The organism is Lentzea sp. NPDC060358 (assembly GCF_042725365.1).
Classification (GTDB): Bacteria; Actinomycetota; Actinomycetes; order Mycobacteriales; family Pseudonocardiaceae; genus Lentzea.
In genome coordinates, this window is record NZ_JBHXCW010000035.1 from 19,890 (window position 1) to 34,415 (window position 14,526).

Sequence of the window (14,526 nt, forward strand, 5' to 3'; positions counted from 1 at the left end):
TATGGAACAGGTGCTGCTTTCGACCGCCCGGATCGCTTCCGTCCGGCGCCGTGCCGGTGAGTACCCGCAGCGGACCATCGCGGTCGCGAGCGCTGTCGCACTGACCCGCTGGGCGGATCCCTCGCTGCAGGTCGACGGACTGGACCTCGGCCCCGGCACCCCGTTCGGCGACCTGCTCCTCTGGGCCGACAAGGGCCAGCACTGGGACGTCGCGGAAACCCCCGGCGGCTGGACGATCCCGCTGCCGCGCGGCACCGACCCCGTTGCGGCGCAACGGGTGCTCGACGACCTGGCCGAGTTTCCCCACCGCACCGTCGGCACCCTGACCGCGCAGACGCCCGGCGAACGCCTCGCGGACCTGGCGCGGTGGAACGACACCGAGCACCCGCGCGAGCGGCCGAGCATCGTCGAGCTGTTCCGCGAGCAGGCCCGGCAGCGCCCGGACGCGGTGGCGGTCAACGACGGCGACCGCGCGTTCACCTACGGCGAGGTGCTGGCGCGCTCGAACCAGCTGGCCCGCCACCTGCTCGGCCGCGGGCTCACCACCGAGCAGGTCGTCGGCGTCTCGCTCGACCGCTCGGCGGAGATGGTCGTCGGCCTGCTCGCCGTGCTGCAGGCCGGGGGCGCGTTCGTGCCGCTCGACCCGCAGTGGCCGGCGTCGCGCCGCGAGTCCGTGATCACCGACGCCCAGGTCGTGCTCCTGCTGGGCGCGGGTCTGGAGGGCGAGCCGGAGGCCGTCGGCGTGGACCTCTCCGACTGGGCATTCGAGGGCTTGCCGGCGGAGCCCGCCGACGTCGCGATCGCGGGCGCGCAGCTCGCGTACGTGATGTTCACGTCCGGCTCGACCGGCCGCCCCAAGGGCGCGATGATCCGCCACGAGGCGATCAGCGAACGCCTGCTGTGGCAGGTGGACCAGATCCTCCACTTCGGACACTCGGACGCGTCGCTGTTCAAGGCGCCGCTGTCGTTCGACATCTCCGTCAACGAGATCTTCCTGCCGCTGGTGTGCGGCGGGCGGACCGTCGTCGTGCGGTCCGGCGGCGAGCGCGACCCGCACCACCTGCTGGCGACGATCGACCGCCACCGCGTGACGTTCGTGTACCTGGTGTCGTCGATGCTGGACGTGCTGCTGACCATCGCGGGCGAGGGCGAGCTGGCCAGTCTGCGGCACGTGTGGTGCGGCGGCGAGGTGCTCACGCCGGAGCTGTACGACCGGTTCCGCACGCGGCTCGACATCCCGATGTACCACGGCTACGGCCCGGCCGAGGCCACGATCGGCGTCTCGCACGTCGTCTACCGCGGCGAGGCCGAGCGGCTGTCGACGTCGATCGGCAGGGCCAACCCGAACACCTGCCTGTACGTGCTCGACGACCAGCTGCGGCCGTGCCCGGCCGGTGTCGGCGGCGAGCTCTACATCGGCGGGTTCCTGCTGGGCCGCGGGTACGTGAACGCGCCGGGGCTGACGGCGTCGCGGTTCGTGGCGAACCCGTTCGCCGGCGACGGATCGCGGCTCTACCGCACCGGCGACCTGGCGCGGTTCGCACCGGACGGGTCGCTCGACTTCCTCGGCCGCGCCGACAACCAGGTCAAGATCCGCGGCATGCGGCTGGAGCTGGAGGACGTCGAGGTCGCGCTCGCCGAGCACCCGCGGGTGCGCCACACCTGCGTGGTGGTCAGGAAGAACTCCGCGGGCGGCAACTACCTCGTCGGCTACGTCGTGCCGTCCGACGACGAGCTGACGCCGGACGCCGTGAAGCGGTGGGCGACCGAGAACCTCGTCGAGTACATGGTTCCCGCGCACATCGTGGTGATGAGCGAGTTCCCGTTGACGCCCAACGGGAAGCTCGACCGCCGCGCCCTGCCGGAGCCGGTGGCCGACACCGGGCCGGTGTCGGCCGCGGAGAACGACGACGAGGCCGCGGTCTGCGCCGCGGTCGCGTCCGTGCTGGGACGGGAGCAGGTCGGCGCCGACCAGGACTTCTTCGAGCTGGGCGGCGACAGCATCCTCGCGATCTCGCTGCTGTCGGCGTTGCGCGCGGAGGGCGTGTTCGTCACGGCCACGCAGATCTTCGTCCACCGCACGCCGCGCGCGCTGGCCGCCGTCGCGACCCGGGACGGCGCAACGGCGGTGGACCACGACGACGTGCCGACCGGCCCGGTGGCGGGCCTGCCGATCGTGCAGTGGCTCGGCGAGACCACGGACGCGGTCGACGGGTTCGTGCAGTCGGTCGTGCTCAACACCCCCGCCGCGCTGACCGCCGACGCCCTGACCCGGATCCTGGACGCCGTCGTCGAGCGGCACGACATGCTGCGCGCCAAGCTGGTTCGCGGCGAGCGCTGGTCGTTCGACATCCCCGCCGACGGCCGGGCGTGGTGGGAGGAGAACAACGCGCCGGTCGACGAGTGCGTCGCCTCCGCGACCGCCGGGCTGGACCCCGAGGCGGGCGTGATGCTGCGTGCCGTGTGGCGGTCCGAGGCCCGGCAGCTCGTCGTCGTGATCCACCACGTCGTGGTCGACGGCGTGTCGTGGCGCATCCTGTTCGACGACCTCGCCCAGGCGTGGCACCAGATCTCGTCCGGTGAGCCCGTCGAGCTGCGGCCGGTCGGCACGTCGTTCCGACGCTGGACCCAGCTGCTGGAGCAGGCCGACTTCGCGGCGGACCTGTCGTACTACCGGCGCCCGTTGCCGGGTGAGGACCAGCTGCTCGGCCGGCGTGCGTTGGGTGAGTCCGACGTCGTCGCGGGCGAACAGGTCCGGACGGTGGCGGTCGGCGCGGCGGCCACCGCGGCGTTGCTGGGCGACGTGCCCAAGTTGTTCCACGCCAAGGTCAACGACGTCCTGCTGACCGGTCTCGCGGTCGCGCTGGCGAAGTGGCGGCGGGACAACGGGCAGGACCAGACGTTCGCGCACGTCGAGCTGGAGGGCCACGGCCGTGAGGGCCGGTTCGTGCCGCTCGACCCCGACCTGTCCCGCACGGTCGGGTGGTTCACGACGCTGTTCCCGGTGACCGTCGACCCCGGTGACGTCGACGACCTGCCGTCGGCGTTGAAGCGGGTGAAGGAAGACCTCGCGCGCGTGCCGAGCAACGGCGTGTCGTACGGCGCGCTGAAGTACCTGGGGCGCCACGAGCTCACCGCGCCGCGGCCGCAGGTGCTGTTCAACTACCTCGGCCGGTTCGGTGGTGGCGCCTCGGGCGACTGGCAGCTCGCGGAGAACGCGGGCCAGCTCGGCGAGAAGCGCGACCCGGCCATGCGGCTGCCGCGGGCGCTCGAGTTCAACGCCTCCGCCGAACCCGGCGCGGACGGCGAGCTGGAGCTCGTCACGGTCCTCTCGTGGCCGTCGGGGGTGTTCACCGACGACGACGTCGCGACCATCGGCGCGTACTTCGCCGAGGCGCTGGAAGCCTTGGCGGCGTCGACCCGGGGAGGTCACTCGCCCAGCGACTTCGACCTGCTGCCGCTCACCCAGGCCGACGTCGACGCGCTGGACTCGCCCGCGCTGCGGGACGTCCTGCCGCTGACGCCGTTGCAGGAGGGCCTGTACTTCCACTCGGTGTTCGACGACGAGTCGGCGCACCGCTACGTCGAGCAGCAGCTGCTGACGCTGACCGGCGCCGTCGACGCGCGCCGGCTCGAAGCCGCGGCGGCGCGCGTGCTGGAGCTGTTCCCGAACCTCGCGGCGCGGTTCGCGTCGCTGGCCGACGGACGGGTCGTGTCCGTGCTGGAGTCGGGGGTGCGGCCGGAGTTCTCCACCGTGGACGGTCAGGGCATGACCGGCGAGGAGATCGCCGGCCTCGCCGAGCGGGACCGCGTCGCCGGGTTCGACCTCGCCCGCGGGCCGCTGATGCGCTTCTCGCTGATCCGCACGGCACCGCAGCGGTACGTGCTGGTGCAGACCGTGCACCACATCATCGCGGACGGCTGGTCGGTGCCGCCGATGCTGCGCGCGTTGCTGGCGGAGTACGACAAGCCCGGTTCGGTGCACGTGCGCGGGTCGTACGCCGACTACGTGCGCTGGCTCGTGCGGGCCGACGCCGCGGAGAGCGACCGCGTCTGGGCGGACGAACTGGCCGGGCTGCCCGGTCCGTCGTTCGTGGCGCCGGGACACACGCCGTCGGAGCTGTTCGCCGACGCGGTGGCCGACGCGGCGCCCGACCTCGATGACCGGACGCGCGCGGCCGGTGTGCCGCTGAGCGTCGCCGTGCACAGCGCGTGGGGTGTGACGCTGGGCGCGCTGCTGGGCCGCCACGACGTCGTGTTCGGGTCGACGGTATCCGGCCGGGACGCGGACGTGCCGGGCATCGCCGAGATGGCCGGCCTGTTCATCAACACGATCCCCGTGCGCGTGAAGTGGTCCACGTCGTCGCGCGAGCTGCTGGACTCGGTGCGCGCGCACCAGACGGCGGTGTTGCCGCACCAGCACGTCTCGCTGACCCGCATCGGCCGGCAGACGCCGCACGGCTCGGCGTTCGACACGCTCGTCGTCTTCGACGTCGCGACGGACGTGACGTCGTTGCAGGGCCCGTTCACGATCGCCGAGGTCGTCAACGAGGGCGCGCCGCACTACCCGTTGACGCTGGTGGTCGAGCGCGGCGGTGACGGCGCGCTGCGGTTCAACCTCATCCACGACACCGCGGTGGTGCGCGAGGCGGGTGCCCGGGCGATCCTGAAGGCGTTCTGCGACACGCTGGACGCGCTGCTGCGCCTCGACGGCGTTCCCGTGCCGGAGCTGCCGGCCGGGCGTGCCGCGGCCGAGATCGCGCCGGTGACGCTGGCCGGGTTGTTCGACGCGGCCGCCGAGCGCGACCCGTCGGCGCGGGCCGTGACGGCGTGCCACCTCGACGGCAGCTCCGAGAGCCTGACGTACGGGATGCTCGCCGACGCCAAGACCCGCCTGGCGCGCACTCTCGTGAACGCCGGTGCCGGGCCGCACAAGCGGGTCGCGGTGGCGATCCCCCGGTCGCTGCAGCAGGTCGTCGCCCTCGTCGCGATCGTGTCGGCCGGTGGCGCCTACGTGCCGCTCGACCTCGCGTACCCGGACGAGCGGCTGGAGTACGTCCTCGCCGACTCGGCCCCGGAGGTCGTGCTCGTCGAGGCGGAGCACCGCGACCGCTTCGAGCGCCTGCTCGCCGCCGCCGGTGTCGCGGCACGGGTCGTGGTCTGCGGCGAGGACGTGGTTGGCGACGGCGTCCTGCCGGAGTTCGACTGGCGCGCCCCGGCCTACGTGATCTACACGTCCGGTTCGACGGGCAGGCCCAAGGGCGTCGTCGTGCCGCACTGCGCCGTGGTCGCGTTGCTCGCGAACACCCGGCAGGACATGGACTTCGGGCCGGACGACGTGTGGACGCAGTTCCACTCGTACTCGTTCGACTTCGCCGTGTGGGAGCTGTGGGGCGCCCTGGCCCACGGCGGCGAGCTGATCGTCCCCGACCACGGCCTGACCCGGTCGCCGGTCGACTTCCACCGGCTGGTCCGCGCGCGCGGCGTGACGGTGCTGAACCAGACCCCGTCGGCGTTCTACCAGTTCATCGAGGCGGACCGGCGGGCGGAACCGCTGCCGGCGCTGCGCCGCGTGATCTTCGGCGGCGAGGCGCTGGAGCTGTCGCGGCTGCGCGGCTGGGTGGAGCGCCACGGCACCGGCCGGCCCGAGCTCGTGAACATGTACGGCATCACCGAGACCACGGTGCACGTGACGCACCGGGTGCTGGACGACGCCGACTTCGCCTCCGGCCGCGAGGTCAGCCCGATCGGCGGCCCGATCCCCGGCCTGCGCACGTACCTGCTCGACGCGGCGCTGCGCCCGGTCGGCGTGGGTGAGGTGGGCGCGATCTACGTGTCCGGGCCGCAGCTGGCCTCCGGCTACCACGACCGGCCCGCGCTGACCGCGCACCGGTTCGTGGCGGACCCGTTCGCGGGCGGCGGAGCGCGCATGTACAACTCGGGCGACCTGGCGCGGCGCACCCCGGACGGCTCGCTGGAGTTCGTCGGCCGCGCCGACGACCAGGTGCAGCTGAAGGGCTTCCGGATCGAGCTGGGCGAGGTGGAGTCGGCGATCCGCGCGGTCGCCGGCGTGGTCGACGTGGCCGTGACGGTCGCGGACTCCCGCGACCACCTCGTCGCGCACGTGGTGGGGACGCCCGCCCGGGACGTCCAGGCGGCCCTGGGGGCGGCGCTGCCGGCGCACATGGTGCCGCAGCGGGTGCTCACCCTGGACGCGTTGCCGTTGACGGTGAACGGCAAGCTGGACCGCAAGGCGCTGGAGGACCGCGCGCGGTCCGAGGAGCCGGCGGCCGTTCCCGCGGCACCGGCGCTGGACTCGCTGGTCGCGCTCTTCTCGGAGGTGCTGCCGGGCTCCGCGGTGGACGCGGACACGGACTTCTTCGCGGCGGGCGGGGACAGCATCATCGCGATCTCGGTGGTGAACCGGGCCCGCGGCCTGGGGCTGCGGATCGCGCCGCGCGACCTGTTCCTGGACAAGACACCCCGTGCGCTGGCCGCGCGGTTCGCGGTGGCCCCGGTCGCGGCGCCGGTCGTGGCCGAGGCCGCCGACGGCCCGGTGGTGCCGACGCCGATCGTGCTGCGGCAGCGGGAACTGGGCGGCGACCTGCGGCGCTTCGCCCAGGCGCGGCAGGTGGAGTGCGCGAGCCGGGAGGCGGCGGAGCGCGCCGCCAGGGCCGTGCTGGAGACGCACGCGGCGCTGCGGACGCGGCTGACGGTCGAGCACGGCGTGTGGTCGTTCGGAATCGATCCGGACTGGCGGGCCCCCTGGGGAGATCGGGTCCCCACTCCCATCGTCTCAAGCGGGTCTGACAATTCCGGCGACCCGCGGGCCGCCGCCGACGCCGCCGCCGACGAGGCCGCGGACCGCCTCGACCCCGAGGCCGGCGTCCTGGCGGCGTTCACCTGGCTCGAGCACAGCAAGACGCTCGTCGTGGTCGTCCACCACCTCGCGGTCGACGCCGTCTCCTGGGTGATCCTGCTCGACGACATCGCGGCGGCCGCCCGCGGCGAGGACCTCGCGCCGGCGACCACCCCGTTCGGCACCTACGCGAGTGCCCTCGCCCTCGCCGCGCAGTCCGCCCCGGACCTGGCCCGCTGGGTCGGCAGCCTCGACGCCCCGCCGCTCACCCCGCGCACCGGGAACCGGCGCGAGGTGACCGTCACGCTGTCCGCCGAGATCACCACCGGCGTGGTCCACACCGCGCCCACGGCGCTGGGCCTCGGTCTCACCGAACTGCTCTGCGGTGCCCTGCGCACCGCCCTCACCGAGATCCAGGGCACCCCGACGGACCTCGTCGTCGAACTGGAGCGCCACGGCCGGGTCCCGGTCCACGAGCACCACGACTACACGCGCACGGTCGGCTGGTTCACCTCGATCGCGCCGGTGCGGCTCAGCCCGCACACCGACCCGGTCGCGGCGGCCCGCGAACTGACCGAGCGCCAGCCGGACGAGCAGGCCCACGTCCGGTTCGGGCAGCTGCGGTACCTCAACCCGCAGACCGCGCCCGTGCTCGCCGCCCTGCCGCGGCCGCAGGTGCTGTTCAACTACCTGGGCCGCGGCAGCGAGGACAGGGCGCTGCACGTCGACGCCGGCCACCAGCCCAGCCCGTACGCGGTCGAGGTCAACTGCTGGGCCGACACCGCGACCGGGAGCATCAAGGCCACGTTCGCGCTGACCGAGGACGTGTCCGACGAGATCGCGGCGCGGTGGCTGCTGGCGCTCGAACGGATCGCGGACGCCTCCGCCACCGCGCGCCGCACCGCGCCCCTCTCACCGTTGCAGCGCGGCCTGTACTTCCAGGCCGCGCTCGGCTCCGGCGGGCAGTACGTGGCGCAGAGCTGCTTCGCGTTCGGCCGGCGCCTCGACGTCGACGCGCTGCGCCGGGCCGTCGAGCACGTCATCGCCCGGCACCCGGTCGTCGGCGCCGGGTTCGAGGACGAGGACGGCACGCCGGTCCAGGTGCTCACGCCCGGCGGGCAGGCCCGGGTCCGCGCGGTCGACGTGCCGGACCAGGACGCCGTCGAGGCCATCCGGACCGAGGACCGCGCCACCGGGTTCGACCTGCAGGACCCGCCGCTGGTGCGGCTCACCGTCCTGCGACTGCCGGACGGCCGGGACACGCTGCTGTTCAGCTACCACCTGCTGCTGTGGGACGGCTGGTCGCGCGAGATCGTGCTGCGCGAGCTGTTCGGGGCCTACCGGGCGTTCCTCGCGGGCGACCCGGTCGACTCCTCCCCCGCCTCCCCGAGCTTCGAGGGGTACTGCCGGGCGCTCGCGCGGAAGGACGTCCAGGCGGCGGAACGGTTCTGGGCCGGCTACCTCGCGGAGCTGCCGGGGCCGACGCTGCTCGGCAACGGGTCCACTTCGGACACGCTGCCGGTCAAGATCGTGCGCACCCTCGGCGAGGAGGAGTCCGCGCGCGTCAAGGACGCGGCCGCGCGCAACGGCGTGACGCTCAACTCGGTCGTCACCGGCGCGCTGGGGTTGCTGCTGGGCAGCGAGACCGGCCGGGGCGACGCGGTCTTCGGCGTCACGGTCTCCGGGCGCGAGGAGGAAGGCACCGAGGACGTCGTCGGCGTGCTGCTCAACACCGTGCCGATGCGGGTGTCCGCGCGGCCCGGTGACACCGCGGCCGAGTTCCTCGCCGGCGTGCAGGCCTCGCGGGTCGCGGCGATGGAGCACGAACACCTCGGCCTCGGTGAGATCCAGCGCGCGAGCGGGCACGACCAGTTGTTCGACAGCCTGTTCGTGCTGCAGAACTTCCTGGGCGACGACACGTTCGCCGAGTTCGACGCGCAGAACGGGATCGTCGCGCACGAGTCGGAGGACTCGACGCACTACCCGTTCACCTGGGTCGTGACGCCGGGCAGGCAGCTCACCGTCAAGCTCGAGTACCGGCCGGAGGTCACCGATCCCGCGCTGGCACAACGACTCTTCGACGAGTACGTGCGGATCCTCGGCGACCTCGCGAGGACCGGCGGACCGATCGGCGCCATCCGCGGCACCGGACCCGAGCCGGAACCGAATCCCGCCACCGACTTCGGCACCGAGACGGTCGTGGACCTGTTCGACGTCGCAGCGGATCGCAACCCGGACCGGGTCGCCCTCGTCGCGCACGGCAAGACGATGACGTTCGCGGAGCTGCGCGACCGCAGCCGTGACCTCGCGGGTGTCCTGGCGGACAGGGGAATCGGCGTCGAGACGTCGGTCGCCATCGCCGTGCCGCGCTCGCTCGACTGGGTCGTCGCGCTGTTCGGCGTCCTGCGCTGCGGCGCGGCGTACGTGCCGCTGGAGCTCGACCACCCGGACGAGCGGATCGCCGCGATCATCGACGACGCCCGGCCGGCGCTGACCGTCACGACCGGTGCGGTGGCGCCGCGGATCCAGGGCCCGGTGTTCGAGCTCGACGCGCCGTGGCCGGACGCCGAACCGGTGGTCACGTTCGCGCAGGACGACCCGGACCGGCTCCGGCACGCGGCCTACACGATCTACACCTCCGGTTCGACCGGCAAGCCCAAGGGCGTCGTCACCGAGTACGCGGGCCTGACCAACATGCTCGTCAACCACCAGCGGCGGATCTTCGCACCGGTGCTGGCCGAGCACGGGCACCGGACGTTCCGGATCGCGCACACCGTGTCGTTCGCGTTCGACATGTCGTGGGAGGAGCTGCTCTGGCTCGCCGACGGCCACGAGGTGCACATCTGCGACGAGGAGCTGCGCCGCGACGCCACCGGGCTCGTCGAGTACTGCCGGGAGCACGAGATCGACGTCATCAACGTGACGCCGACCTACGCGCAGCAGCTGGTGGCCGAGGGGCTGCTCGGCGGCGGGCACAAGCCCCCGCTGGTGCTGCTCGGCGGTGAGGCGGTGACGCCCGCGTTGTGGCAGCTGCTCGCCGACACCCCCGGTGTCGTCGGCTACAACCTCTACGGGCCCACGGAGTACACGATCAACACGCTCGGCGTCGGCACGTTCGACTGCGTCGACCCGGTGGTGGGCGTGCCGATCGACAACACCGACGTGTACGTGCTCGACCCGTGGCTGCGGCACGTTCCGGACGGCGTCGCCGGCGAGCTGTACGTCTCGGGCGTGGGCATCGCGCGCGGCTACCTCGGGCAGCCGGGGCAGTCCGCGGAACGGTTCGTGGCCTGCCCGTGGGTGCCGGGCGAACGCATGTACCGCACGGGCGACCTGGTGATCCGGCGCCCCGACGGCAACCTGCTCTACCTGGGCCGCACCGACAAGCAGGTCAAGATCCGCGGCCACCGGGTGGAGCTCGGCGAGGTCGAGGCGCGGTTCGCCGCCCACGAGGGCGTCCGGTTCGCCGCCGCGGTCGCTCAGGCCGACCCGCAGGTCGACGGCGCGTACCGGCTCGCGGCCTACCTCGTGCTCGCGGACGGGGCCGACCTCCCGGTGATCGCCGCCGAGGTCGGGGCGGGCCTGCCGGACTACCTGCGGCCCACGCACTTCGCCGCGGTGGACGCGATCCCGCTGACGGTCAACGGCAAGGCCGACACCGCCGCCTTGCCCGAGGCCCGTCCACTCGGCACGCTGGTCGCGCAGGAGGTCGGGGATCTGACCGAGACGGAGGTCGTCGTCCGGGAGCTGTTCGCCGAGGCGCTCGACCTCGACGACGACGAGGTGGGCATGACGAGCGGCTTCACGGACCTGGGCGGGCACTCGATGCTCGCGGTCCGGCTGATCGGCCTGCTGCGCCGCGAGTTCGGTCCCGTCGTGACGATCCGCGACCTGCTGTCCCTCTCCACCCCCGAAGCGATTGCGCGCCACGTTGACGAACACTGAAGTCCGCACCGGCCGGGAGATCCTGCGGATCGCCCTGCGCCGCAACCGCGGAGCCATGACCTCCGGGACCCTGCTGATGGGGTCCTACCAGGCGGCCGAGACCGCCGTGCCGATCCTGCTCGGCGTGATCGTCGAGTACGCGCTGCGCGGCGGTGAGGTCGGCTCGCTGGGCCTCGCGCTGCTGGCGCTCGGGCTCGTCATGGCGACCGTGTCGTACTCGTGGCGCTTCGGCATGCGGATCCTGCAGAAGGCCAACACCACCGAGGCGCACCGGTGGCGGGTCGCGGTCGCGGACCGCGGGCTGCAGCCGGTGGCGCGCGAGGCCGGCCTGAAGTCCGGCGAGGTGCTCACCGTCGCCACCGAGGACGCCGACCAGACCGCGGACATCATCGAGGTGGTGCCGCTGCTGATCAGCTCGCTGGTGTCGGTGGTGATCACGGGCGTGGTGCTCGCGGTGATCAGCGTGCCGCTGGGGGTGCTGGTGTTCGCGGGCACGGCGGCGATCCTCGGAGTGCTGAGCGTGCTGTCCCGCCGCATCGGCAGGAACACGCAGGTGCAGCAGGAGAAGGTCGCGCGGGCCGGGGCCAAGGTGTCGGACCTGATCGCGGGACTGCGGCCGCTGCACGGGTTCGGCGGCAGCTACGCGGCGTTCCAGGCCTACCGCCGGGTGAGCACCGAGGCGAAGGAGCAGTCGATCGTCGTCGCACGGGCCAACGGCGTCTACGCGGGCCTGGCGCTGGCGCTGAACTCGGTGCTGGCCGCGGCGGTGACGCTGTGGGCGGGCTACCTGACGTTCCAGGGCACGATCACGATCGGGCAGCTGGTCATGGTGGTCGGCCTGGCGCAGTTCCTGATCGAGCCGCTGAAGCTGTTCTCCGAGATGCCGAAGTACGTGATGATCGCGCGGGCGTCGGCGGACCGCATGGCGCTGGTCCTGGCCGCGCCCGCCCGCATGACGCCGGGCACCGGGGTGCCGGGGCCGGAGAGCGGCCTGGAGGTCGCCGGTGTCTCCAGCGGACCGCTGCGGGACCTGACGTTCTCGGTCGCGCCGGGCGAGTTCGTGGCGATCGCGGCCTACCAGCCGCAGGCCGCCGCCGAGCTGGTGTCGGTGCTGTCGGTCGAGACGCCGCCCGCCTCGTACGCGGGTGCGGTCCGGGTGGGCGGGCAGGAGATCGCCGCGCTGACCATCGAGAGCGTGCGGGCCTGCCTGCTGGTCAACCCGTCGCACCACGAGGTGTTCGCCGGAACGCTGCGGGAGAACGTCGACCCGTCCGGCACCAGCACGCTGGTGGACGAGGCCGTGTCGGCCGCGATGCTCACCGACGTGGTGGCGCTGCACTCCGACGGTCTCGACCACGCGGTGCGCGACCGAGGCGCGAACCTGTCCGGCGGCCAGCGCCAGCGGCTCTCGCTCGCCCGCGCGCTGGCGGCCGGCCCGGAGATCCTGGTGCTGCACGACCCCACCACGGCCGTCGACGCGGTCACCGAGCAGCTGATCGCCCGCAACGTCGCGGACCTGCGCCGCGGCCGCACGACCGTCGTGATCACCAGCAGCCCGGCGCTGCTCGACGTGGCCGACCGCGTCGTCGTGCTCGACGACGGCGCGGTCGCCGGCGAGGGAACGCACCGCGAGCTGCTCGGCCGCGACTCCTCCTACCAGCTGGCGGTGGCCCGATGACGAGGTTCGAGTGGCGCGGCGGCCCGGCCACGCTCAGGTTCGAGAGCGCGCTGGACCCGGTCGAGCTGACCCACGAGCACGGCGACCTCTGGTCCGCCGAGGTGCAGATGCCGCCCCGGCTGCGCGTGACGTACCACTTCGTGGACGCCGGCGGCGACGAGCACGCCGACCCGGCGAACCCCGCGGGCGCGGGCCCGAACCGATCGCTCTTCAGCACCCCGGACCTCGGCCCGCAGCCGCACTGGCCGCTCGTGGGCCCGGACGACGTGGCCGACGTGCCGTCGCTGCGCATCCGGTGGACCGGGGCGTTGGGGCGCAAGACGGTGCGGGTGCACCAGGGCGGTGAGCCGGTCGTGCTGCTGCTCGACGGCGACGACTGGATGTACGCGCATCCTTTCGCGGCCGCGTTCGAGTCGGCGGTGAAGGCGGGCGAGATGCCGTCCGCCACGCTCGTCTTCCTGCCCACCCCCCGTGATCGCGACGCCGAGTACGCCTCTTCCGCGCTGTGGCGGGCGATCCGGGACGAGCTGCTGCCGCTGCTGGCCGGCAACGGCGTGGCGGCCGACCCCGCGCGGCTCGTCGTGGCCGGGCAGAGCCTGGCCGGGTTCAGCGCCTTCCAGGCCGCACTGGACTTCCCGTCGCTGGTGACGCGGGTGGCGTGCCAGTCGGGGTCGTTCTGGCACACCCGCGCCCTGCCGGACAGCGGGCTCTCGCTCGACGGGCCGGCCGGCGGTGACACCGCGGAGCGGTTGCGGCGGGTCCCGGACCTGTCGGGGCTGCGGGTGGCGTTCGACGTCGGCGAGCACGAGCCGCGGATGCACCGGCACTGCGCGGCGGTGGAGGAGCTGGCCGCCCGGGCGGGCGCCGTGGTGCGGGTGCACCGCTCCCCCGCCGGGCACGACCGCGCGGGGTGGCGGCACGCGCTGCTGCGGGACGTCGGCTGGCTGCTGTCCGATCTCTGACACGCTGCCCGTGTGCGCCATCGTGGCCGGAGCGAGTCTCGGGCACGAGGACGACCGGGTGGTCGCGTTCACGGACACCGGTGCCATGACGGATCGGCCACCGCGTCGGCCGGGCGCCGCGCCGGTCCGGTCTGCGGTGCGAGAGCGTCACTTTCGACGGTGACGGCTTCCGCGTCTCCGCGGACCGGGCCGCCCGCGCCCGCCACCTCCCCGGCTCCGGAGCCGGAGCGGTCCGCCGCGGATGATCAGCGACCGGGAAGCGGATCCGGCAGGCTGTGGGACATGGCAGAGCCACCCGTGATCTCCGTGATGCTGATCGTCCCCGACGCCTACGCGGCGGTCGCCTGGTACAAGTCGGCGCTGGGCGCCACGGAGCTGTGGAACCTCGGCGGCGTCGCCGGGCTCGACGTCGGCGGCGCGCCGTTCTTCGTGCACGAGGTCAACCCCGAGAACCCCGCCGAGGCCGCGCCCGGCGAGGTCACCAGCGTGCGGGTCGAGCTGTTCACCGACGACCCCGTCGACCTCGTCGCGCGTGCCGTGGCCGCGGGGGCCACGCCCGGTTCCACGGTGGTGAGCCACCAGATGCCGTGGGGCACGCACCGGCAGGGCAGCTTCACCGACCCGTTCGGGCACAGGTGGTCCGTCGGCGACCGGTCACCCCTCGAGGGTGTGTAGCGGCCACACCTCCACGACCCCGTGCGCGACGGCGCACGGGGTCTTCGCCACCAGGTCGACCGCCTCCTGCAGCGACGCCGCCTCGATCACCGCGAAGCCCGCCACCGGCAGCGCCGAGGTGAGGAACGGGCCTTGCTCCACGGTCGTGCCGGCGTCGTCGTGGTTGCGCACCTGCACGGGCGCCCCGGCGACCCCCGCCTCCACCCCCGCCGCGCGCAGCCGGTCGTCGTGCGCGTGCGCCGCGTCGCGGACCGCCGGGGCGGTGCGGTCGTAGCCCTCGCGGTCGCCGTAGCCGATCGTCACGAACTTCATCACTGACCTCCTCGGTGGAACTCTGCTGCACCACCGACCTCCGGGCAGCGCGGAACTCATCGGTGCGTTCATCGACTGTTCACCTCGCGGTTGCG

General features: G+C 73.5%; 5 protein-coding genes. 4 read left to right on the plus strand and 1 reads right to left on the minus strand.

Going from position 1 to position 14,526, the window contains the following annotated elements:
* Nucleotide 1 precedes the first annotated feature (1 nt).
* The 4 genes from ACFWGZ_RS10660 to ACFWGZ_RS10675 all read left to right on the plus strand — a co-directional run bounded on the left by ACFWGZ_RS10660 (nucleotide 2) and on the right by ACFWGZ_RS10675 (nucleotide 14,119).
* The gene (locus tag ACFWGZ_RS10660) at nucleotides 2–10,804 is read left to right on the plus strand and encodes an amino acid adenylation domain-containing protein (RefSeq protein WP_382451243.1); all 10,803 of its coding nucleotides are present in this window, start codon (nucleotides 2–4) and stop codon (nucleotides 10,802–10,804) included.
* Nucleotides 10,791–12,482 carry an ABC transporter ATP-binding protein gene (locus tag ACFWGZ_RS10665; protein WP_382451244.1) on the plus strand — a complete coding sequence of 564 codons (1,692 nt, stop codon included), beginning with the start codon at nucleotides 10,791–10,793 and terminating at the stop codon, nucleotides 12,480–12,482. The genes ACFWGZ_RS10660 and ACFWGZ_RS10665 overlap by 14 nt, the downstream gene beginning before the upstream one ends.
* Nucleotides 12,479–13,444, plus strand: coding sequence for an alpha/beta hydrolase-fold protein (locus ACFWGZ_RS10670; RefSeq protein ID WP_382451245.1), 966 nt, complete (start codon nucleotides 12,479–12,481; stop codon nucleotides 13,442–13,444). The genes ACFWGZ_RS10665 and ACFWGZ_RS10670 overlap by 4 nt, the downstream gene beginning before the upstream one ends.
* Nucleotides 13,445–13,726: 282 nt before the next feature.
* A complete protein-coding gene (locus tag ACFWGZ_RS10675) occupies nucleotides 13,727–14,119 on the plus strand; it encodes a VOC family protein (protein ID WP_382451246.1) in 393 nt (130 codons plus the stop codon).
* Here ACFWGZ_RS10675 and ACFWGZ_RS10680 read toward each other — a convergent pair.
* A complete protein-coding gene (locus ACFWGZ_RS10680) occupies nucleotides 14,099–14,431 on the minus strand; it encodes a YciI family protein (RefSeq protein WP_382451247.1) in 333 nt (110 codons plus the stop codon). The genes ACFWGZ_RS10675 and ACFWGZ_RS10680 overlap by 21 nt on opposite strands.
* Nucleotides 14,432–14,526: the final 95 nt, after the last annotated feature.